At 69.2% G+C, this 19,153-nt stretch carries 16 protein-coding genes; 11 read left to right on the top strand and 5 right to left on the bottom strand.

Annotated elements, in window-relative coordinates; translation table 11 throughout:
* Window positions 1–38 precede the first annotated feature (38 nt).
* Entirely contained in the window at window positions 39–3,278 is a 3,240-nt protein-coding gene (locus tag VYJ16_RS02945; protein ID WP_336348823.1) for a PAS domain-containing protein, read from the top strand.
* 42 nt (window positions 3,279–3,320) lie between these two features.
* On the opposite strand, the gene VYJ16_RS02940 is transcribed toward VYJ16_RS02945, so the two are convergent.
* On the bottom strand, window positions 3,321–4,667 hold the full coding sequence (locus VYJ16_RS02940; RefSeq protein ID WP_336348822.1) for an MFS transporter: 1,347 nt from the start codon (window positions 4,665–4,667) through the stop codon (window positions 3,321–3,323).
* A gap of 84 nt (window positions 4,668–4,751) precedes the next feature.
* Window positions 4,752–6,005 (bottom strand): trans-sulfuration enzyme family protein, encoded by a 1,254-nt coding sequence (locus VYJ16_RS02935; RefSeq protein WP_336348821.1) that lies wholly within the window; start codon window positions 6,003–6,005, stop codon window positions 4,752–4,754.
* A gap of 223 nt (window positions 6,006–6,228) precedes the next feature.
* Between VYJ16_RS02935 and VYJ16_RS02930 the strand changes: the two genes are divergently transcribed.
* The 6 genes from VYJ16_RS02930 (at window position 6,229) to VYJ16_RS02905 (ending at window position 12,705) form a co-directional block, all read left to right on the top strand.
* Window positions 6,229–7,584 carry a pentatricopeptide repeat-containing protein gene (locus VYJ16_RS02930; protein ID WP_336348820.1) on the top strand — a complete coding sequence of 452 codons (1,356 nt, stop codon included), beginning with the start codon at window positions 6,229–6,231 and terminating at the stop codon, window positions 7,582–7,584.
* On the top strand, window positions 7,581–8,462 hold the full coding sequence (locus VYJ16_RS02925; protein ID WP_336348819.1) for a polymer-forming cytoskeletal protein: 882 nt from the start codon (window positions 7,581–7,583) through the stop codon (window positions 8,460–8,462). Before VYJ16_RS02930 ends, VYJ16_RS02925 begins: the two co-directional genes overlap by 4 nt.
* 272 nt (window positions 8,463–8,734) lie before the next feature.
* Entirely contained in the window at window positions 8,735–9,814 is a 1,080-nt protein-coding gene (locus VYJ16_RS02920; RefSeq protein WP_336348818.1) for a metal ABC transporter substrate-binding protein, read from the top strand.
* Window positions 9,811–10,653, top strand: a complete 843-nt coding sequence (locus VYJ16_RS02915) for a metal ABC transporter ATP-binding protein (protein ID WP_379761783.1) — start codon at window positions 9,811–9,813, stop codon at window positions 10,651–10,653. Before VYJ16_RS02920 ends, VYJ16_RS02915 begins: the two co-directional genes overlap by 4 nt.
* Window positions 10,654–10,691: 38 nt before the next feature.
* Window positions 10,692–11,681: a metal ABC transporter permease gene (locus VYJ16_RS02910; protein WP_336349657.1), complete on the top strand. Its 990-nt coding sequence runs from the start codon at window positions 10,692–10,694 to the stop codon at window positions 11,679–11,681.
* Between the two features lie 172 nt (window positions 11,682–11,853).
* A complete protein-coding gene (locus VYJ16_RS02905; RefSeq protein ID WP_336348816.1) occupies window positions 11,854–12,705 on the top strand; it encodes a hypothetical protein in 852 nt (283 codons plus the stop codon).
* 432 nt (window positions 12,706–13,137) lie between these two features.
* Here VYJ16_RS02905 and VYJ16_RS02900 read toward each other — a convergent pair whose 3' ends face one another.
* Window positions 13,138–14,046, bottom strand: a complete 909-nt coding sequence (locus VYJ16_RS02900) for an RIO1 family regulatory kinase/ATPase domain-containing protein (protein WP_336348815.1) — start codon at window positions 14,044–14,046, stop codon at window positions 13,138–13,140.
* 233 nt (window positions 14,047–14,279) lie between these two features.
* On the opposite strand from VYJ16_RS02900, the gene VYJ16_RS02895 reads away from it, so the two are divergent.
* Complete coding sequence (locus VYJ16_RS02895) at window positions 14,280–14,702, top strand: hypothetical protein (RefSeq protein WP_336348814.1); 423 nt, start codon at window positions 14,280–14,282, stop codon at window positions 14,700–14,702.
* 43 nt (window positions 14,703–14,745) lie between these two features.
* Here the strand turns inward: VYJ16_RS02895 and VYJ16_RS02890 are convergent, their stop codons facing one another.
* A complete protein-coding gene (locus VYJ16_RS02890; RefSeq protein ID WP_336348813.1) occupies window positions 14,746–16,158 on the bottom strand; it encodes an FAD-binding oxidoreductase in 1,413 nt (470 codons plus the stop codon).
* Window positions 16,159–16,277: 119 nt separating this feature from the next.
* Between VYJ16_RS02890 and VYJ16_RS02885 the strand changes: the two genes are divergently transcribed.
* Window positions 16,278–16,973: an SDR family NAD(P)-dependent oxidoreductase gene (locus tag VYJ16_RS02885; protein ID WP_336348812.1), complete on the top strand. Its 696-nt coding sequence runs from the start codon at window positions 16,278–16,280 to the stop codon at window positions 16,971–16,973.
* Window positions 16,974–17,004: 31 nt separating this feature from the next.
* Here the strand turns inward: VYJ16_RS02885 and VYJ16_RS02880 are convergent, their stop codons facing one another.
* A complete protein-coding gene (locus tag VYJ16_RS02880) occupies window positions 17,005–17,769 on the bottom strand; it encodes an MBL fold metallo-hydrolase (RefSeq protein WP_336348811.1) in 765 nt (254 codons plus the stop codon).
* A 140-nt stretch (window positions 17,770–17,909) separates the two neighbouring features.
* Here VYJ16_RS02880 and VYJ16_RS02875 point away from each other — a divergent pair, with 140 nt between their 5' ends.
* Complete coding sequence (locus tag VYJ16_RS02875; RefSeq protein ID WP_336348810.1) at window positions 17,910–18,107, top strand: hypothetical protein; 198 nt, start codon at window positions 17,910–17,912, stop codon at window positions 18,105–18,107.
* A 212-nt stretch (window positions 18,108–18,319) separates the two neighbouring features.
* Entirely contained in the window at window positions 18,320–19,153 is an 834-nt protein-coding gene (locus VYJ16_RS02870; RefSeq protein ID WP_336348809.1) for a lipoate--protein ligase family protein, read from the top strand.

Raw genomic sequence — 19,153 nt, 5'->3', positions numbered from 1 at the left:
GTGGGCTTTTGCCCGTCGGACTCTCAACTTTCCGACGAATGCCGGATTCACACGGTATCGTCTGCACGGGGGATGGGGCGGGTGCGGTCGCGGCGACGCTCGCAGCGTCGGACGTCGACGTCGAGCACGTCGACGGCGTCGAGACGGCGGTCGAGCGCGCGCAGACGGGCGCCGGCGTGGTGCTCGCGGTCGACGCGGAGACCGACCCGGCGGTCGTCGGTCGCGTCCGCGAGCGACTGCCGAAGTCACCGGTCGTCGTCGTCGCGAGCGCGGTCGACGGGGCGCTCGCGAGCGCGGCGGTGGACGCGAACGTCACGGCGTTCTGTACGGTCGACGACGACGTCGTCGGCACCGTCGAGCGCGCGTTCGAACCGGTTTGGGCGACGGCACGAGTCCCGGCTGTCAACCGCGACGGGGAGGCGGCACTCGGGGCCGCGTCTGCGGCGAGTGAGGGGCGCTCAACGCCGCGCGAGGTGATGGGCGACGACGAGTCACGGATAGGGGATGCGTCGCAACCGGGGCCGCGGCCCGCGGTGGACAACTGGCGCGGGCACGTCGTCGACCGGTTGTTCGAGACGAGCCCGGACCGACTCGTCGTCTTCGAGCCAGACGGCACGGTCGTGCGGGCGAACGACCGGGCGCGCGAGGAGTTCGCAATCTCCATCGGGGAGACGAGAACGGGCGACGTCGACGTGTACGACACCGACGGCGAGTTCGTGTCGCCGGACGCGAGACCGTGGGCGAGCGTGTTCCGGACCGGGGAGGCGTCCTACGGCCACCAGTTCCGCGTCGACCCGGTCGACGGCGAGTCCGCGTGGTACGTCGTGGACGTCGTCCCGCTCGGCGACGACCCGGTTGCGGCGTTCGCGTCGTTCCGGGACGTCACCGACGACGAGCGCGCGCGCGAACGCCTCCGGCAGCGCAAGAACGAACTCGTTGCGGAACTCGACGAGACCCTCGAACGGGTGACGGACGCGTTCTTCGCGCTCGACGACGAGTTCCAGTTCACGTACGTGAACGAGACCGCGGCGGAACTCATCGACGTGGACCCCGAGGCGGTGACGGGCGAGTCCATCTGGGAGGCGTTCCCGCAAGCGGCCGGAACGACGTTCGCGGACCAGTACCGGGCGGCGATGCGCGAACAGGAGTCGGTGGCGTTCGAGGAGTACTTTCCGCCGCTGTCGACGTGGTTCGCGGTGCGTGCGTACCCGAGCGAATCCGGGCTGTCGGTGTACTTCCAGGACGTCACGGACCGCAAGCACCGCGAGGAGGCGCTCAACGAGCGACTCGCCCAGCAGGAGGTCGTCTCCGAGTTGAGTCGGGAGGCGATCGAGCGCGCGGACGTCGACGGGTTCCTCCGGCAGGCGACCGAGCGGACCGCGGAGACCCTCGGTGCGTCGAGCGCGTCCCTCCTCGAGTTCGGCGACGGCGGTCCGGAGAGCGAGGCGCGGGTTCGCGCGTGCGTCGGTGACGCCGACGCGGTCGAGGGCACCGTCGACGTCCAACCGACGAGCGTACACGACCGCGAGGACCCGGGCGTGGTCGCCGCGGAGGTCGGCGCGAACGACGCGCCGTGGGGGGAACTCGTCGTCACGGTCGCGGACCCCGACGCGGTCTCAGCGGACGACCGGCGGTTCGTGCGGTCGGTCGCGAACGTCGTCGCGTCCGCCATCGACCGGAAGCGACGGGAGCGGACGCTCGCGACGAAGAACGAGCGTCTCGCCGCGCTCGACCAGCTCTCGCGGGTCGTCAGGGACATCAACCGCGAGCTCTCGGGGTACTCGAGCCGCGAGGAGATAGAGCGCGTCGTCTGCGAGCGCCTCGCGAACGCCTCCAGCTACGAGTTCGCGTGGATCGGTGACGCGGACGGCGACGGCGACGTGTACGTGCGGACGGAGGCGGGCGTCGACGGCGTCCTCGACGAGCGCGACCTGTCGCTGGACGCGAGTGCCGCGAACGCGCCGGCGGCGACGGCGCTCCGCGAGGACGCGCTCGCGGCGACCCAGGACGTCCGCACGGGTCACGTCGACGACGAGTGGCGCGCGCACGCGGAAGCCGAAGGGTACCGGTCGTCGGTCGCGGTGCCGCTCGTCCACGAGGACGAGACGTTCGGCGTCCTCTCGATCTACGCGGACCGCCCGCACGCGTTCGACGGCCGGGAGCGTCGCGTCGTCGAACAGCTCGGCGAGGTCGTCGGGCTCGCCATCGCTCTCGCGGAACGGGACCGCGAGCTCCGCGAGCGCGAACGCCAGTACCGTACCTTGGCGGAGAACGTCCCGAACGCGACCGTGACGATGTTCGACACCGAGTGCGCGTACGTCACGGTCGCGGGGTCGCTCTACGAGCGCGTGCTCGGCGTCGACGAGGACGCGCTCGTCGGGAGCGCGCCCGGGGACGTCGACGCGCTCCCCGAACCCGTTCGCGACACGCTCTGTTCGGCGCACGAGGACGCGCTCGCCGGCGACCTCGTCGAGCGCGAGGTCGCGCTCGACGACCGCACGCTCGTCGTTCGCGCCATCCCGGTCCGCGACGACGGCTCCATCACGGGCGGGATATCGCTCGCACAGGACGTCACGGAACGCCGGGAACGTCGCGCGCAACTCGAACACGAACGCGAGCGACTCGAGTACGTGAACCGTCTCCTTCGACACAACCTCCTGAACAGTCTGAACGTCGCGCACGCCCGCACCGACATGCTCGAGGGCCACGTCGACGAGTCAGTCGAGGGCCACCTGGAGACGGCGGCGTCGCGACTCGCGGAGATGATCGACTTCGTGGAGACGATGCGGTCGCTCATGCACATCCTCGTCGAGGACGACCACGACAGCGAACCGATCGCGCTCGACGCGGTGCTCGACAGCGAGATAGAGAAGCTCGAGGGCGCGTTCGACGTGGCCGTCGACGCCGAGGGGCTGCCGGGGATTGCGGTCGCCGCGGACGAACTCCTCCCGGAGGTGTTCGAGAACCTCCTCGTGAACGCCGTCCAGCACAACGACGCCACCGACCCCGAGGTGTTCGTCGACGTCGCGGTCGACGAGGAGGCGGAGACGGCGACGGTGTACGTCGCGGACAACGGGTCGGGCGTCGACGAGTCGATGCGCGACGACCTCTTCCGGAAGGGCGAGAAGGGCTTCGACTCCCCGGGTACCGGGTTCGGGCTCTACCTCGTCCGGGAGACCGTGGACGCGTACGGTGGCGAGGTCGCGCTCGTCGACGACGAGCACTCGGGGGCGACGTTCGCGGTGACGCTCCCGCTCGCGGACGGGACCGCGGACTGATTCTCGGTCGGTGGATCCCGCGTTCGACGGCGCCTCCCCTTGCTACCAGCTGGTGAGCGCGTCCGCGCCCTGCGTGTACCAGAGCGCGGCGAGGAACGCGCCGACGCCGACGAGCGCGCTCGCGCCGCCGACGTAGAACACGGACGCGTACCCGACCTGTTCGGTGAGGACGCCGCCGGCGAGCGGGGCGAGGACGCTCCCGGGTCGCCAGACGAGTTCGCGGATGCCGAAGCTGGAGGCGACGCCGTCGCCGTCGCTGCCCTCGTCCGCGAACAGCGCCATGCTCGCGGGTTCGCGGAACGAGTCCGCGACGCCGAGCAACCCGTTCAGCGCGACGAGGACGAGGAACGTCCCGCTCGGCGTGTCGAGGCCGCGTTCGACGAGCCCCGCGGCCGTGGACGCGTCGACGAGGGCGTCGACGCCGGGGAGGCCGGCGACGGCGGTCGCGAGCGCGGACGCGGACGGGAGCGCTATCGCGGACGCGAGGTCGGGTGCGAACGGGACGGCGAGCGCCACGAGTCCGTACGCGCCACCGCCCGCGGCGACGAACATCGCACGCCCGAAGCGGTCCGAGAGCCGGCCCGTGTAGGGCTGACAGATCATGTTCGTGAACCGTTCGGCGCCGTAGACGATGCTGACGGCGGCGACCGCGAACCCGAGGCCGCCCTGGAGCGCCTCGACGCCGGCGTACAGGAGCACCCACGTGCGGACGAGCGTCACCGCAACTGCGTACGGCGCGCGGAACCCCGTCAGCGTCAGGATGCGCGCGTTCACCGCGAGGTCCCTGAACGGGAACCCCTCGACGCGGGTCGTGTCGGGGGAGAGCACGAACACGACGCCCGCCATCGCGACCGACAGCAGACCGACGATGACGCTGTAGACGACGCCGAACCCGTAGACGTCGTAGAGGATGCCGGAGACGCCGCCGCCGAGGATGCCCGCGAGCAACCGCCACGAGTTCGCCTTCCCGATGAACTGCGCGGTCTCGGTCGGCGGCGACCGGTCGCCGACGAGCGCGAGCGACAAGAGCCCCGACCCCGTGACGGCGGCGCCCTGGACCGCGCGGACGCCGACGAACGCCCACTCGCCACCGCTGTAGACGTCGAGCGCGGCGAACCCGACGTACGCGAGCACGCCGAGCGCGAGCACGCCCACGAGGACGTTGCGCTTGTCGCGTGCGTCACCGAGGTACGCGATGGGGACGACCGCTATCGTCTGCGCGATGGCGAACCCGCTCGTGAAGAGGCCGAGCATCAACCCCGACGGGTCGTACTGGTTGACGTACGTCGCCAGGAGGACGGCGAGCGTCGCGAACCCGAACCCGGTCGCGAACCGCGTCAGATAGAGGACGGGGAACTGCAGGCGCGTCCGGTCGAGGCCGAAGGTCACACTCGCTCTCGCCACGCCCGCCTCGAAACGGTTTCGCTCTCGGTCGGCGATGCCGACGACAGCGGGAGGAGAGAACCCGACTGTTCAGTCGTCGGCGGCGGGCGTGGCCTCGAACTCGGCGCCGTCGACCATCGCGTCGAAGCCGCGGTCGAGGTCGGCGACGAGGTCGTCGACGTGCTCGACGCCGACGCTCGCGCGGACGAGCGTGTCCGTGATACCGAGCGCCTCGCGTTCGTCGACCGCGAGCGGTTCGTGAGTCATGCCCGCGGGGAGTTCGACGAGCGATTCGACGCCGCCGAGGGAGACGGCGAGCGTGAACTCCTCGAGCGCTTCGAGGAAGCGCTTCGCGTCCTCGATACCGCCGGCGAGCTCGAAGCTCAGCACGCCACCGTACCCGCTCATCTGCTCGGTCGCGAGGTCGTGCTGGGGGTGGGATTCGAGCCCGGGGTAGTGGACGGCGTCGACGAGGTCGTGGGCTTCGAGGTACTCGGCGACCGCCATCGCGTTCGCCTCGTGGCGGTCCATCCGCATCGGGAGCGTCTTCGTGCCACGCAGGAGGAGGTAGCTGTCGAACGGCGAGAGCATGTCGCCGACGCCGACGGTCTGGAGGAACTCGACCTCCTCGGCGAGCGCGTCGTCGTTCGTGACGAGCGCCCCGCCGACCGAGTCCGAGTGCCCGTTCAGGTACTTCGTCGTCGAGTGCGCGACCGCGTCCGCACCCAGTTCGAGAGGGTTCTGGAAGTACGGACTCATGAACGTGTTGTCGACGCCGAACAGGGCGTCGGCGTCGTCCGCGATGTCGGCGATGGCGCCGATGTCGCACATGTTCATCGTCGGGTTCGTCGGCGTCTCCATCCAGACGACCGTGGTCGCGTCCGTGACGGCGGCGGCGACGTTCTCGGCGTCGGTCGCGTCCACGAAGTCGACGTCCACGTGGAGTCGGCTCGCGAAGACGTCCTCGAGCATCCGGCGGGTGCCGGCGTAGAGGTCGTCGAACGCGACGACGTGGTCGCCGGGTTCGACGGCGGCGAGGAGGAACGTGAAGATGGCGGCGGTCCCCGAGGAGAACGCGTACCCGTGGTCGCCGCCCTCGAGCGCGGCGAGGCGCTGTTCGACGGCGTGCCGCGTCGGGTTCGAGAGCCGCGAGTAGACGAAGTCGCCCTTGCTCGGGTCGAGGTCCTCGAGAGACATCTCGGTGTCCAGGCCGGGGAGCGCGTACGTCGACGCGAGGTGGATGGGTGAGACGACGTCGCCCGTCATCGGTTCGCCGGGCGTCGCGCGTTCGCCGTGCGTGACCGAGAGCGTCTCGAAGTGGTGTGGGTTGTCCCGGTTGTCCATACGTGATACTCGCCGCCACTCGCGAAAAAACCTTTCATGAGTTTGTAATATTGGGCCAGGGGCAATATTCTGTTAAGTAATACTGCGGGATTCTGGACATCTCGACAGGCCGAGGTCGTCGAAGCTCGACCACTCCCGGCCCGAGAGAGTCACGGCCGGGGCGTTCGCGGGTCACGGACGGCGCTCCATCTTTTTGTCCGCTCGCGTCGAGCAAACACGTACGATGCGTCTCTTCGGGTACCTCCGCGACCGCGACTGGTCCACCCTCGCCGGCTACGCGCTCTTCGTCGCCCTGATGACCGCCGGCTACTACTACAACATCACGTTCGTCCAGCTCGGCCTCATCGACCTCGGCACCCGGCTCGTCGGCCTCCCGGAGACGACCGTGTCCCTCTGGATGGGCGTCCTCGCGCTCTGCACGTTCGTCGCCGCCGTCGCCACCGGCGTCACCATGGACCGCCGCGGGTGGAGCACGAGCATCCGCACGAAGCTCCGGCTCCTCCTCGCCGTCGTCTGCGTCCAGTTCGTCCTCACCGTACTCGCGCCGCACGTCCGGACCGCGCCCGCGTTCGGCGCGTGGATCGTCGCCGGCTCGGCCGCACTCGGCGTCGGGTTCCCCGTCTCGTTCGCGCTCGCGATCGACACCATCCCCGTCCCCGACCGCGGGTACGTCGCCGCCGCCATCACCGCCCTCACGTACGGGCTCGCGAACGCCATCCCGCTCGACTGGAACGTCGTCGTCTTCAGCAACCTCATGACCGCCGCGGTGGCGCCCGGTATCGTCGTGCTCGCCGTGCTCGCCAGCGGTCGCGTCGACGCCGTCGAACGCGTCCTCGACCACCTCGAAGCGCAACAGGACGCGTTCGGCCGCGGACGCTTCAACTACCCCGACCCCGTTCGCACACGGAGTCTCGCGTTCGTCGCGCCCCTGGTCCTGATGTTCGGCGTCTTCTTCGTCGACAGCCTCGGGTTCCTCCGCATCATCGAGACGCCCACGCTCCTCCTCACCTCCTGGCAGTCGCCCCAGATCGAGACGCGCCTCCTCATCGCCGGCGCGCACGTCCTCGGCGCGTTCGCCGCGGGCGTCCTCTACACGAACTTCTCGCGCAACGGCGTCTTCCTCTGGATCTTCGCGCTGTTCGCCCTCTCGCACGTCCTCTACACGACAGAACTCCGCGTCGCCGCGGTGTTCCCGACGGCGGCGGGCACGCCGAGTCTCGCGAACCCGCTGCTGTACGCGGTCGCCGTCTCGTTCTACACGACGATGAACTTCGCGCTCTGGCCGGACCTCGCCACCGCCGACACCATCGGCACCCACAGCGCGCTCGGTATCGGGCTCGCCGGCTGGGTCGCCACGTTCGCCAGCACCGCGGTCGCGCTCTACCTCGCGCACGCCGAGGTCACGCTCCTCACGCACCTCAACCTCGTGAACGCGCTCGCCCTCCTCCTCCTGTTCGGCCTCGCTGTCGGCGCGTACGCGAAACGGATGTACGCCATCGCACGGTCCAGGGACCGACGCCGCGACGCCGACCGCGCTCCCGAGGACGCGGCGGGGAGCGCGCCGGAGGTGGAGCGATGAGCGTCATGGACGTCCTCCCGCTGCTCGTCGTCGTCCTCCTCCTGGTCGGCGCGAGCGGCGCCGACCCAGACGCCATGCACGTCGTCTTCGACGGCGCGCGCGACGCCGACGCCCTCGCCGCTGGCGGTGAGACGGACCCGCTCGTCGTCGCTGGCGGGACCGTGACCGTCCCGGCGAACGCGACGGTCGACGGGCCGATCTACGTCATCGATGGGACCGCGGTCGTCGCCGGCACGGTCGACGCCGAGGTGACGGTGCTCGCCGGGAACCTCAGCGTCCTCGACGGCGCCGCGATAACGGGCGAGCTCCGCTCGTTCGGCGGGACGACCAGCGTCGCCGCCGGCGCGCGCGTCCCGCGTCGCACGACCGTCGAGGTCGCCCCGCGAGAGCGCACGCTCGCCGAACGCCTCGGGTTCCTCGCCATGCAGGCGCTCGCGCTCGCAGCCCTCGCGTTCCTGCTCGCTCGACGCGCACCGGACGCGCTCGCGACGGTCGGCGACGCGATGACCGGGCACGCGCTCGTCTCCGGCGTCGTCGGGGCGCTCGCCGCCGTCACCCTCCTCGTCGGGTTCGTCGCGATGGCGTTCACCGTCGTCCTCGTCCCCGTCAGCGTCCTCGGCGTCGTCGGCGAGTTCCTCGTCCTCCTCTACGCGCTCGCCGCCGCCGGCGCCCGACTCGGACGAGCGCTCCCCGTCGACCGACCGGACGTCGCCGCCGCCGCCGGCGCAGCACTCCTCGTCGTCGCCCTCGACCTCCTCGACGCCGTCCCCATCGTGGGCACGCTCGCAACCCTGGTCGTCGTGAGCGTCGGCTTCGGCGCGGTCCTCGTCACGTACTTCGGCTGGCAGGCGTTCGAACCGGCGGACATCCCCGGGTGACCGCCGCGTCACAGACCGCTGCCTACCAGCCTGCTGCCTACCAGCCGACCTGCCTGCGTGCCTACCAACCTGCGTGCCTACCAACCTGCGTGCCTACCAACCTGCGTGCCTACCAACCTGCGTGCCTACCAACCTGCTTACCAGCCTAGCTGCCTGCATGCCCGAGGTCCCGTCGGCACGAAACCACGACACAGCCACCACTTTAGACTAGTCTAATTCTACACTTTGATGGAAAGTACTATATCCTAGCCGAGGTCTACACCTACTCGACAATGACCGATTCGACGGACGAACGACCGCGACTCTCTCGCCGCGGCACGCTCGCAGCGACCGCAGGACTCCTCTCGAGCGGCCTCGCCGGCTGCATCGACAGCATCGGTAGCGCGAACAACTCGCCCGGGAACGACACCGACGGCGCGAACGGCGACGGCCCCGTCGTCGTCGCCTCCTTCTTCAGCTTCTTCGACTTCGCGCGGAACGTCGTCGACGGCACGCCGATCCAGGTCGAGAACCTCGTCCCCACCGGCCTCCACGGCCACGGCTGGGAGCCTAACGCCAGCGTCACGAAGGACATCATCGAAGCCGACGCGTTCCTCCACGTCGGCCCCGGCTTCCAGCCGTGGGCCGACCGCGCCATCCAGACGCTCAAGGACGACGACGTCGACACCCAACTCATCAACGCCCGCAAAGGCGTCCAACTCGTCGACCTCGCCGCCACCCTCGACCCCGACGAGGAAGGCGTCGGCCAACAGAAGGGCAAGGACCCCCACTTCTGGCTCGACCCCGACCGCGCGAAGACCAGCATCGACAACATCACCGAGGGCCTCGTCGAACTCGCCCCCGAACACGAAGACGCGCTCCGCGACAACGCCACGACGTACAAGGACGAAACCATCACGCAGATCGACGAGGACTACCAGGCGATCTTCGACGCCGCCGACCGCGACGTCGTCCAGCTCGCCGCGCACAACGCCTTCCAGTACATCGGCGTCAAGTACGACGTCACCATGCGTCCGCTCGTCACGAACCTCGCCGCGAGCGGCGACGTCAAACCCTCCGACATCGCCGACGCGAAGCGCGTCATCGACGAGAACGACATCAAGTACATCGCGAACGGCGTCTTCGAGTCCCGCAAACCCGCAAAGCAACTGCTCGCGGAAACCCAGGTCGAGGCGTACTTCCCCGTCACGCCGTACGCGGGCGTCCGCGAGGACTGGGTCGAGGAGAACTGGGGGTACGAGGAGATCGCGTACAACATCAACATGCCCACGTTCGAGGTCGTCCTCGGGAACGAAGAACCCGCAAACGTCGGCCCCGACGGCTGGGCCAAGGAGTGGACTAACTTCGAATGAGCGCGAACCACTCACCGACCACGACCATGGCCGACGACGACAGCGAGACCGACCACGCCCACCGCGACGACGCCGCTCCGTCGACCGACGCCGCCCAGTCGACGGACGCCGTCGTCGAACTCGCCGACGTCGACTTCGGGTACACCGCAACGCCAGTCGTCGAGGACATCTCGCTGCGCATCGACCCCGGCGAGTACGTCGCCGTCGTCGGCCCGAACGGCTCCGGGAAGTCGACGCTCATGAAACTCATGCTCGGCCTCCTCCGGCCGGACACCGGCAGCGCCAGCATCTTCGGCGAACCCTCGCATCGGTTCGACGACGGCTCGCGCATCGGGTACGTCGCCCAGCACGCGAGCGCCTCGAAGGAGATGCCCATCACGGTCCGCGAGGTCGTGAAGATGGGGCGGTTCCCGCACGTCGGGTTCGGCCGCCTCGACAGCGAGGACTGGGCGATCGTCCACGACGCCCTCGAGACCGTCGGCATGACCGCGTTCGCGGACCGTCGCGTCACGCAACTCTCCGGCGGGCAACGCCAGCGCGCGTTCATCGCCCGAGCGCTGGCGAGCGAAGCCGACCTCCTCGTGCTCGACGAACCGACCGTCGGCGTCGACGTCGAGTCCGTCGAAGCGTTCTACGACCTGCTCGACGGACTCAACGAGCGCGGCATCACCGTCCTCCTCATCGAACACGACCTCGGCGCCGTCACCGAGCACGCCGACCGCGTCGTCTGCCTGAACCGCGAGATATACTTCGACGGCCCGACCGACGAGTTCGTCGAGAGCGACGCCCTCGCCCGCGCGTTCGGCACCGCCGCGAACTTCCTCGGAGGTGACGCATGACCGCGCTCAGCCTCGCGGTCCTCTCCGGGACCCCCGGGATGCCACTCCTCACCGGCGAAGACGGCGTCCTCGCCCCGCTCTACTGGTTCCTCGACCTCTGGTCGGGCCTCATGTCGTGGCTCGCCGGCGCCACCGGCCTGGAACTCCTCCAGTACGGCTTCATGCATCGCGCCATCCTCGTCGGCCTCTGCATCGGCGTGATGGCGCCCCTCATCGGGACGTTCCTCGTGCACCGCCAGCTCGCACTCATCGGGGACGCCTTGGCACACACCGCGTTCGCCGGCGTCGCCGTCGGCCTGTTCCTGAACGCGGTCCTCGACCTCGGCGTGTCACCGTACCTGACCGCGGTCGTCGTCGCGATGATCGCCGCGCTCTTCATCGAACTCATCTCCGAAGCGACCGACGCGTACAACGACGTCTCGATGGCGATCGTGCTCTCCACCGGGTTCGCGCTCGGTACCACCCTCATCAGTCTCAACGCGGGCGGGCTCGCCGTCGGCGTCAACCAGTTCCTGTTCGGGAACCTCTCGACGGTGTCCGCCGAGAGCGCCGCTATCCTCCTCGTCCTCTTCACGATCGTCGTCGCCGTCGTCGGGCTCACCCGGAACCAGCTCCTGTACGTCACGTTCGACGAGACCGCCGCGGCCGTCTCCGGGCTCTCCGTGAACTGGTACAACCGCATCATGGTGATGCTGACCGCGCTCGTCGTCGTCGGCGCGATGCAGATCATGGGCGTCATCCTCGTCGCCGCGATGCTCGTCGTCCCCGTCGCGGGCGCCTCGCAGGTCTCCCGGAGCTTCAACGAATCGCTGCTCGTCTCCGTGGTGCTCGCCGAACTCGCCGTCATCCTCGGTATCGCAGCCTCCTACTACGGTGAGGCGACCGCGGGCGGCGTCATCGTCCTCATCGCCGTCGCCATCTACGTCGGCGCGGTCGTCATCGGGAAAGTCCAGACGGCGTACGGCGAAGAATCCACGCCCGAGATGGGGAGCATCAACGTCGACGAGACCGACTCGTTCGGCGACTGAGTCTCGCGTCGACCCGCCTCGACCGCCCCCTGCAGTCGTCGCGACGCCCCTTCGGAGTCGTCGCCGTCGCCCCCTGCGTCGCGACGTCCTCTCCGCGTCGATGCCTTCTCACCCCCCGAGAACCGCGATATCGGGCTAATAGCGCGCTCGTCGTCCTTCTAGACGACTCACCATGGCTCGACCCATCCCTCGCTGGCAACTCGTCGCATCGCTCGCCATCGTCGGCCTCTCGGTCCTCGCGACGGCGCTCGGCCTCTTGCGTCCCGAGCACTACCGCGACGCCGACGCGCTCGTCACCAACTACCGGGTCCAGGACGCAACGATACTCCTCGTCGGCGTGCCCGCGCTCGCCGCCGGCCTGTACGCGACCGTCCGCGGGTCGCTGCGTGGCCGCATCGTCTGGCTCGGCGCGCTCGCGTTCATGGCGTACATCTGGTTCAGCGTCGTCGTCCAGGTATCGTTCAACGACGCGTTCTTCGCGTACCTCGTCCTCTTCGCGCTCTCGCTGTGGACGTTCGTCGCCGCGCTCCTCGACACGGACCACGAGCCGGTCCACGACGCCGTCACCGGCCGCATCGACGCGAGGCGCTACGGGCTCGGGCTCGTCCTCGTCGGCCTCGCGCTCGCCGCGCTCTGGCTCTCGGAACTCGTTCCCGCCGCACTCGCGGGTACCGTCCCGGTCCTCGTCCAGGAGACGGGCCCGCAGGCGTTGTTCTCGCACGTCCTCGACCTCGCGGTCGTCGTCCCCGCCCTCGTCGTCGTCGGCGTCTGGCTCCGGCGCGAACGCCCGATGGCCGCACTCCTCGCCGGCGTGCTCTTCGTCATGGGCACGCTCCTCGCCGCCCCCATCTCGGCGATGACGCTCGCCATCGCAGCTGGCGACGGCATCACGCTCACGCCGCTGGCCGCCGCCCTCTCGTTCGCGCCCGTCGTCGTGGTCGCGGGACTCGCGGTCGCGTACCTCCGCGCGATGCGGCCCGGCGACGCTCGACCCGCTCGCGAGGGCCGACCGCCGGTCGCCTGACGCCCCGCGAGCCATCCGTACGCGTCACGCTCTCTCGCGACCGTTCACGAGCCCTTGCCTCGCGAGCCACTCTCCGATTTGCTATAGCAGTATCTGGTTTACCAGTTGGTGGCCAGTCCCACAAGAATGTACGAAATACGATTCTTCGTGGCGTATTCGGACCGACGAACCCATCTCGACACCGAATCCTGGACGGTAGCGGTGAGCAGCGGCCAGGTCATCGCGACGCGGAGCCAACTCTACCCCCCGAAAGGCGCTTCGTCGCTCAGGCGGAGCGGGTTCTTCGACGGTCGAACCCTCCGGGTGAGCGTCGACAGCCGGCGCTCGTCGAGCGAAAGAGCGGAAGAATCTAGCCGGGAATCGACGCGAGCGCGGATAACGCCAGTCCGCCCGTCCTTCAGCCGACGCGAGCGCGGATAACGCCAGTGTCGTTCAGGCAGCGTGCTCGCGGACGGACTCGAACTCGCTGGCGGCGAGCGCGTCGACGACGCCCTCCCGGTCCAGGTCGGGGACGTCGCTCGGGTACTTCCGCTGGAAGTACCCGACGATGTTGTCGACGTCGCGCGCGAGGAACTCGCGGGCGTTCTCGTGACTCGACGGCACCGCCTGCGGCCAGTCGAACACCGTCACGCCGCTCTCGGCGAGGAAGACGTTGTACTCGCTCATGTCCGCGTGCACGAACCCGGCGTCGTACGCCGTCGCCATCTCCCGGAGGACGAGGTCGAGGACGCCCACGACCTGCTCGGGTTCGACGCGCGTTCGCGCGAGCTCGACGCCCTCCATCTTCTCCATGACGATCGCGTGCCGGTTGTGGTCGACCGGCCGCGGCACCGAGACGTCGGGATACAGCGTCTCCAGGCGCTCGTACTCGCGTTCCGCTGCCTTCCGCGCGGTGTACAGCCACGAGACGTGGTCGCGGTCGCTCGTGTAATCGCGCTCCTTCATCACCTCGCGGAAGTTCGTGTAGCCCTCGCGGTGGTACTTGAGCGCCATCGGCTTGTACGACTGGACCTCGTACACGTCGGATTCCTTCCCGACGCCGAGACTCGACCCGAACCCCTGGACGGTCTCGCGTTCCGCGAACGTGTGGAGCGCGAGCGCGTCGTACCCCTCCGGGGTGAGCTTGTAGCCCTCGTACTGGATCGTCTTCCGCTGGATGAGGTCGCGGTCCAGGCAGCGGTCCAGGCGGTAGTCGACGTTCTCCGCCGTCAACCCGGAGAAGTCCGGGAGCTTCCCGCGCTGCACCCACTCCGAGAACCGCATCCCCTGCTCGACCCCTGAGAGGAGGTTGAAGTCCTCCTGTTCGAGGTCGACCATCATCGGCGCGACGTTCTGGACCATCGACCGAGCGTAGTCGGGCGACGCGGAAAAGCCTCCCGTCACGGGCCCTGGCATAAGTGATAAACCAGTGATTGCGATACGAAATGCGGTGCGGCTGGGCGCGGGCACGACAGAATACTCGATCGTTCGTTCGGAGGACGGACCCTCGCGTAGCGGCCGTTCAGCACGCGAGCGCGCTCGTTCTACATAGCGAACATATTTACTCGCCTGACGCATCGGACAGGATAGAAGCGATGAACCGTCGAAGTTCACCGACCCGCGTAGCAGTTTTCTCGCTCGCTATCTCCGCCCTCGGCGTCTTCGTTTGGTCGTCCGCCGTCGCCGCGCAGTCGACATCGACAACCGCCGTCCCGACCGACGCACCCGGGGCGACGGACGGTAACGGCCTCGCTCTCCTCGGCACCCTCATCGCCGCACTCGTCGCTGGCGGGTTGTTGCTCGGCGCCTTCGCTGGTCTCGCCTCGGTCGTCCTCATCGAACTGTTCGGGCCCTTCAGCGACCGAACCCATCTCGCGCTCCCACTCCTGGTCGGCATCCTACCGACCCTCGTGTTGGTGAATTCGTTCGGTATCGAACTCCTCGTAATCCTGATTCTCACCGAACTCGTGGCGCTTCCCATCACCGGGCTCCTGGTACGGCGACGGTACAGGCGCTAAGACAAGAACCGACTCGACAGCGTGCGTCGTCGGTTCGAGCGGTTCAGTTCGCGGGCTCGACGTTGAGATTGCTCGCGAAGACGTTCTCGGGGTCGTACTCGGCTTTGAGGTCGCGGAGGCGGTCGAGGTTGTCGCCGTACGCCATCCGGGCGCGTTCGTCGTGGTCGTCGACGAACCCGGGAAAGCCCGGGTAGAACCCGTCGACGGTCGCCGCTTGGGCGCGGAGTTCGGTCCAGGTGTCGCGCGCCCACTCGATCGCGGTCGCGTCGTCGTCGGGGTCCTCCCAGGCGGCGTCGACGGCGAGCATGAACTCGGGGTCGCGGAACCCGAACGCGGTCGCGTCGTCGTCGACGTCGGCGATGGCGCCGCCGAGGTGCCAGACGCCGAGTTCGCACTGCTCGGTCGGTGCGTTCGCGAGCGCGTCGACGAGCGTCTCGATGGCGTCGTCGGCGAGATCGGTCGCGTAGATGGAGTGCCACGAGTACCGGCGGCCGTCCGGGAACAGGTCGCGCGCTATCTCGTGGACGCCCGCGAGCGGTTGCGGGCCGCTCATGTCCATGATGGGGTCGCCGAATTCGCGGAGCGGGGCGAGCGCGGCTTCGCCATCCTCGACGTCGCCTGCGTACACGCCGAACAGCATCACGACCGGTGCGCCGACCGCTTCCTCGGGCACGACCGGGAGCGGCGGGACGTGCATGAGTGCGACGAGCGTCGTCACCGCTCGCGGGGCATCCGCAGCCCACTCGCGGTACGCGGCGAGCACGCTCGCTGCGTCCTCGAGCGCGTAGATGGGTTGGGCGATGGCGACCTCGGGCCCGACAGCTGCGAGTTCGAGTTCGAAACTCGTGACGACGCCGAAGTTCGAGCCAGCGCCGCGGATACCCCAGAAGAGGTCGGAGTGTTCGGTCGCGCTCGCCGTGATGCGGTCGCCGTCGGCGGTCACGAGGTCGACCGAGCGGAGCGCGTCGACGCCGAGGCCGTGCTCGCGGCGGAGCCAGCCGATGCCGCCGGCGAGCGTCGACCCCGCGATACCGGTCTGGGCGGCCGAGCCCGCGACGGGCGCGAGGCCGTGCTCCTGTGCGGGGGCGAGGACGTCGCTCACGCGCGCTCCGGGTTCGACGCGCGCGGTCTTCGCGTCGGGGTCGATGGTGACGTCGGTGAGTTCGGTGCAGTCGACGACGATACCGTCGTCGACGAGCGCGCTCCCGGTGACGTGGTGGCCGCCGCCGCGCACGCCGAGCGGGAGGTCGTGCTCGCGTGCGGCGGCGATAGCGGTGGCGACGTCGTCGGCGGTGTGCGCGCGAACGAACACGCCTGGGGCGCGGTCGACCGCGGCGTTCCAGAGGGTGCAGGCCTCGTCGTAGCCGTCCTCGTCCGGTGTGAGGACGTCACCGGCGACGCGGGCGCGGAGCGTTCGGAGGACGGACTCGTCGATGATGGATCTGTGTGTGCTCATGGTCGTATCCGTAACGGACGACGTACAGACGCGCTACGAGGGAATAACTCTGCACTGACGGATGCTACCCTGGATACGTCAGCCGCGGGATTATGCCCGCTCGAGCCCTCTACGTGGCCATGAACGTCGACCTCCACGAGTCGCTGTCCGGGCAGACCGCGCTCGTGACCGGCGCGAATCGAGGTATCGGCGCCGAGATCGCTGCGAGACTCGTCGATTTGGGCGCGACCGTGTACGCCGGAGCGCGCGACCCGGAGACGGTGACCGCGACCCACCAGGAACCGGTCGAGTTGGACGTCACCGACATGTCGCAGGTGGCTGCGGCGATGGAGCGCCTCCGAGCGGAGTCCGGGCGCCTGGACGTGCTCGTGAACAACGCGGGCGTCTACGGTCCGCAGGGCCAGTACGGGGACGTCGACACCGCGGCTATCGACCGGACGCTCAGGACGAACCTCCTCGGGCCGATGCTCGTGACGCGGTACGCGCTCCCGTTGCTCGTGAGCGACGACCGGTCCGGGGCGCGAGTGGTGAACGTCTCCAGCGGGTCCGGACAGTTCGCGGACGGCATCGACGACTCGCACCTGCCGTACGGCGTGTCGAAGGCGGGATTGAACGCGTTCACGCAGGGGCTCGCGCGCCAGTACCCGTCGCTGTACGTGAACGCGGCGTGTCCTGGATGGGTTCGCACCGACATGGGCGGTGAGCACGCGCCGCGGAGCGTCGCGGAGGGCGCGAAGACGCCGGTGTTCCTCGCGCGACTCCGCGACGGGCCGAGCGGGCGGCTGTGGCGCGACGAAGAACTAGAGCCCTGGTGACTCGGGAGGCGGACGTCTGGCGCTGCAGCGCTCAGACGACGTACGTCTCGAAGTCGGTGCCGAGTTCGTAGCCCTGGTCGGCGACGTCGGCGGCGACGGTGGCGGTGTCGCGCGCGAGCAGGTGCTCGTTGAGGTGGACGAGGACGGTGCGGTGGGCGGCGGCGTCGGCGACCGGGTCCTCGCGGGGGGCGAGGTCGTCGAGCATGTGGGGGGCGACGACGCTCGTTGCTTCGAGGATGGCGAGGTCGGCGTTCCGGTAGTCGTCTCCTCCGGGCATGTCGGGGCACCACGTCTCGAAGTCGGGCGCGTAGAGGAGCGTGGCGTCGTCGGTCTCGACGCGGAACGCGAGCGCGTCGAACGCGGGCCGGTCGTGACTCACGGGGATGGGCGTGACGGTCACGTCCGCGACGGTGACTGGCTCACCGTGCGCGAGGTCGTGTTCGTCGAACCGGTCGGCGAGGTACGGTTTCTCGCGGTGGAAGTGCTCGCCGGCGGTCGGCGTCCGGTAGAGGTCGTCCGCGACGACGTCGGCGCGCGCGGACAGCGAGAGGTCGTCGACGCCGCCGACGTGGTCGTGATGCCAGTGCGTGACGAACGTCGCGTCGAGGCTGCGGACGCCGCGGTCGCGGACGCCCTCGCGGAACTCCGGCGGGACGTCGAACAGGACGGTGGCTTCGTCGGTCTCGACGAGGAGGCCGGGGCGACGGCGTCGCGCCGCGGCACCTGCGTCGTCGAGGGCTCGGAACGGTGCCGGGACACCGGTCACGTCACCGGTCCCGAGGAGGGTGCACTGCATGGTCGCGTCGTCGCGACTGCCCGGCATATGCCTGTTGATGGGTGGCGGCCACGCCGTCGCGTGTCACGGCGAGCCATACAGGTTAGGCCGAGTGGTGATTTGGGGTCGGCGGTAGCGTACTTGTACGGAGGAATCACCCAATGTCGAAATCCCAGTCGGGAGCGGACTACGGTGCACTGTTCGAGAAGGTGACCGGCGAGACGGAGGTCGTCGAAGAACAGGACACCGAGGAAGCAAACGGCGAACGCGAGGTCGACGACGACCTCTCCGAGTACCTCGACGAGGCCACGCGCGAGGACGGTCTCGACGAGGCGGTCGCCGAACCCGACACCGAGTAGCGCCGCCCACCTCCCACCGCTGCGGAGCGCAGTCATCCCACACCACTTCACCCACTTCTCGGCTGCTCGACGCGTCGAGCGACCGCTGTCTGATCCAGTCGTTTCGTCGACGTTCGGCTCGCGGAACCGGCGCTTCGAGGACGCGTGACGGTCGCTGGTCGTCCTCGAGGCGAGTCCAAACCCCTATGCTGGGGGTGGGCGAACTCGCGGGTATGGGTTCGGTCGCGGACGCCGAGTGGCGGTTGATACGCGAGGAAGCGCACGACGGAGCGACGAACATGGCGCTCGACGAGGTCGCGGCACGGACCGCCGTCGAGGACGGCGTTCGCACCGTCAGGGTGTACCGCTGGGAGCCGAGCTGCCTCTCGATGGGGTACCGGCAGGCCGCCGAGAGCGTCGACTGGGCGTTCTGCGAGCGCGAGGGCATCGACGTGACGCGGCGCCAGACTGGCGGTGGCGGCATCTATCACGACAGCTACGCGGACGTCTCCTACAGCATCGTCGCGCCCGCCGACGAGCTACCCGGCGACCTCATGGAGTGCTACGAGCTCCTCTGCGAGCCAGTGCTCGACGCTATCCGGAGCGTCGGCGTGGACACGGACTTCGCCGACCGCGAGTACGACAGCATCCACGAACCGGCCTGTTACCTGCGGGGCATCCACCCCGCGCACGACGTGTTCGCGTACGAAGCTGATGGAGACGACAGAACCGGCCGGAAGCTCTCGGGGAACGCCCAGTACCGCCAGCGCGACGCCGTCATCCAGCACGGCTCCATCTCGTACGACCACGCGCTCGCGAACCACCTCGGCGTCTTCGCGGACCACGACGTCACGCCCGAGCGGTTCCGCGAGCGCGTGACGAGCGTCCGCGAACAGGCCGACGTCGAGCGCGACGTGTTCGTCACCGCGCTCGAGGAGGGCCTCGCGGACTGGTGCGACGCCAGCGAGGGCGCGTGGACCGACGCGGAACTCGCCGCCGCACGCGACCTCGTCGACGACAAGTACGCGGCCGAGGAGTGGGTGCGTGACCGCGACGCGGCGCGGTAG

It is taken from the genome of Halorubellus litoreus (genome assembly GCF_037081675.1).
Lineage (GTDB): Archaea > Halobacteriota > Halobacteria > Halobacteriales > Natrialbaceae > Halorubellus > Halorubellus litoreus.
Note: the sequence above shows the minus strand (reverse complement) of the source record. Positions and strands in the feature narration are given on the sequence as shown.

Bases quoted from the DNA above. Each gene is read 5' to 3' on its own strand.
- VYJ16_RS02895 (WP_336348814.1), top strand. From the start codon at position 14,280: ATGAACCGTCGAAGTTCACCGACCCGCGTAGCAGTTTTCTCGCTCGCT.
- VYJ16_RS02900 (WP_336348815.1), bottom strand. From the start codon at position 14,046: ATGGTCCAGAACGTCGCGCCGATGATGGTCGACCTCGAACAGGAGGAC.
- VYJ16_RS02890 (WP_336348813.1), bottom strand. From the start codon at position 16,158: ATGAGCACACACAGATCCATCATCGACGAGTCCGTCCTCCGAACGCTC.
- VYJ16_RS02925 (WP_336348819.1), top strand. From the start codon at position 7,581: ATGAGCGTCATGGACGTCCTCCCGCTGCTCGTCGTCGTCCTCCTCCTG.
- VYJ16_RS02935 (WP_336348821.1), bottom strand. From the start codon at position 6,005: ATGGACAACCGGGACAACCCACACCACTTCGAGACGCTCTCGGTCACG.
- VYJ16_RS02905 (WP_336348816.1), top strand. From the start codon at position 11,854: ATGGCTCGACCCATCCCTCGCTGGCAACTCGTCGCATCGCTCGCCATC.
- VYJ16_RS02870 (WP_336348809.1), top strand. From the start codon at position 18,320: ATGGGTTCGGTCGCGGACGCCGAGTGGCGGTTGATACGCGAGGAAGCG.
- VYJ16_RS02875 (WP_336348810.1), top strand. From the start codon at position 17,910: ATGTCGAAATCCCAGTCGGGAGCGGACTACGGTGCACTGTTCGAGAAG.
- VYJ16_RS02880 (WP_336348811.1), bottom strand. From the start codon at position 17,769: ATGCAGTGCACCCTCCTCGGGACCGGTGACGTGACCGGTGTCCCGGCA.
- VYJ16_RS02945 (WP_336348823.1), top strand. From the start codon at position 39: ATGCCGGATTCACACGGTATCGTCTGCACGGGGGATGGGGCGGGTGCG.
- VYJ16_RS02910 (WP_336349657.1), top strand. From the start codon at position 10,692: ATGCCACTCCTCACCGGCGAAGACGGCGTCCTCGCCCCGCTCTACTGG.
- VYJ16_RS02915 (WP_379761783.1), top strand. From the start codon at position 9,811: ATGAGCGCGAACCACTCACCGACCACGACCATGGCCGACGACGACAGC.
- VYJ16_RS02930 (WP_336348820.1), top strand. From the start codon at position 6,229: ATGCGTCTCTTCGGGTACCTCCGCGACCGCGACTGGTCCACCCTCGCC.
- VYJ16_RS02920 (WP_336348818.1), top strand. From the start codon at position 8,735: ATGACCGATTCGACGGACGAACGACCGCGACTCTCTCGCCGCGGCACG.
- VYJ16_RS02885 (WP_336348812.1), top strand. From the start codon at position 16,278: ATGAACGTCGACCTCCACGAGTCGCTGTCCGGGCAGACCGCGCTCGTG.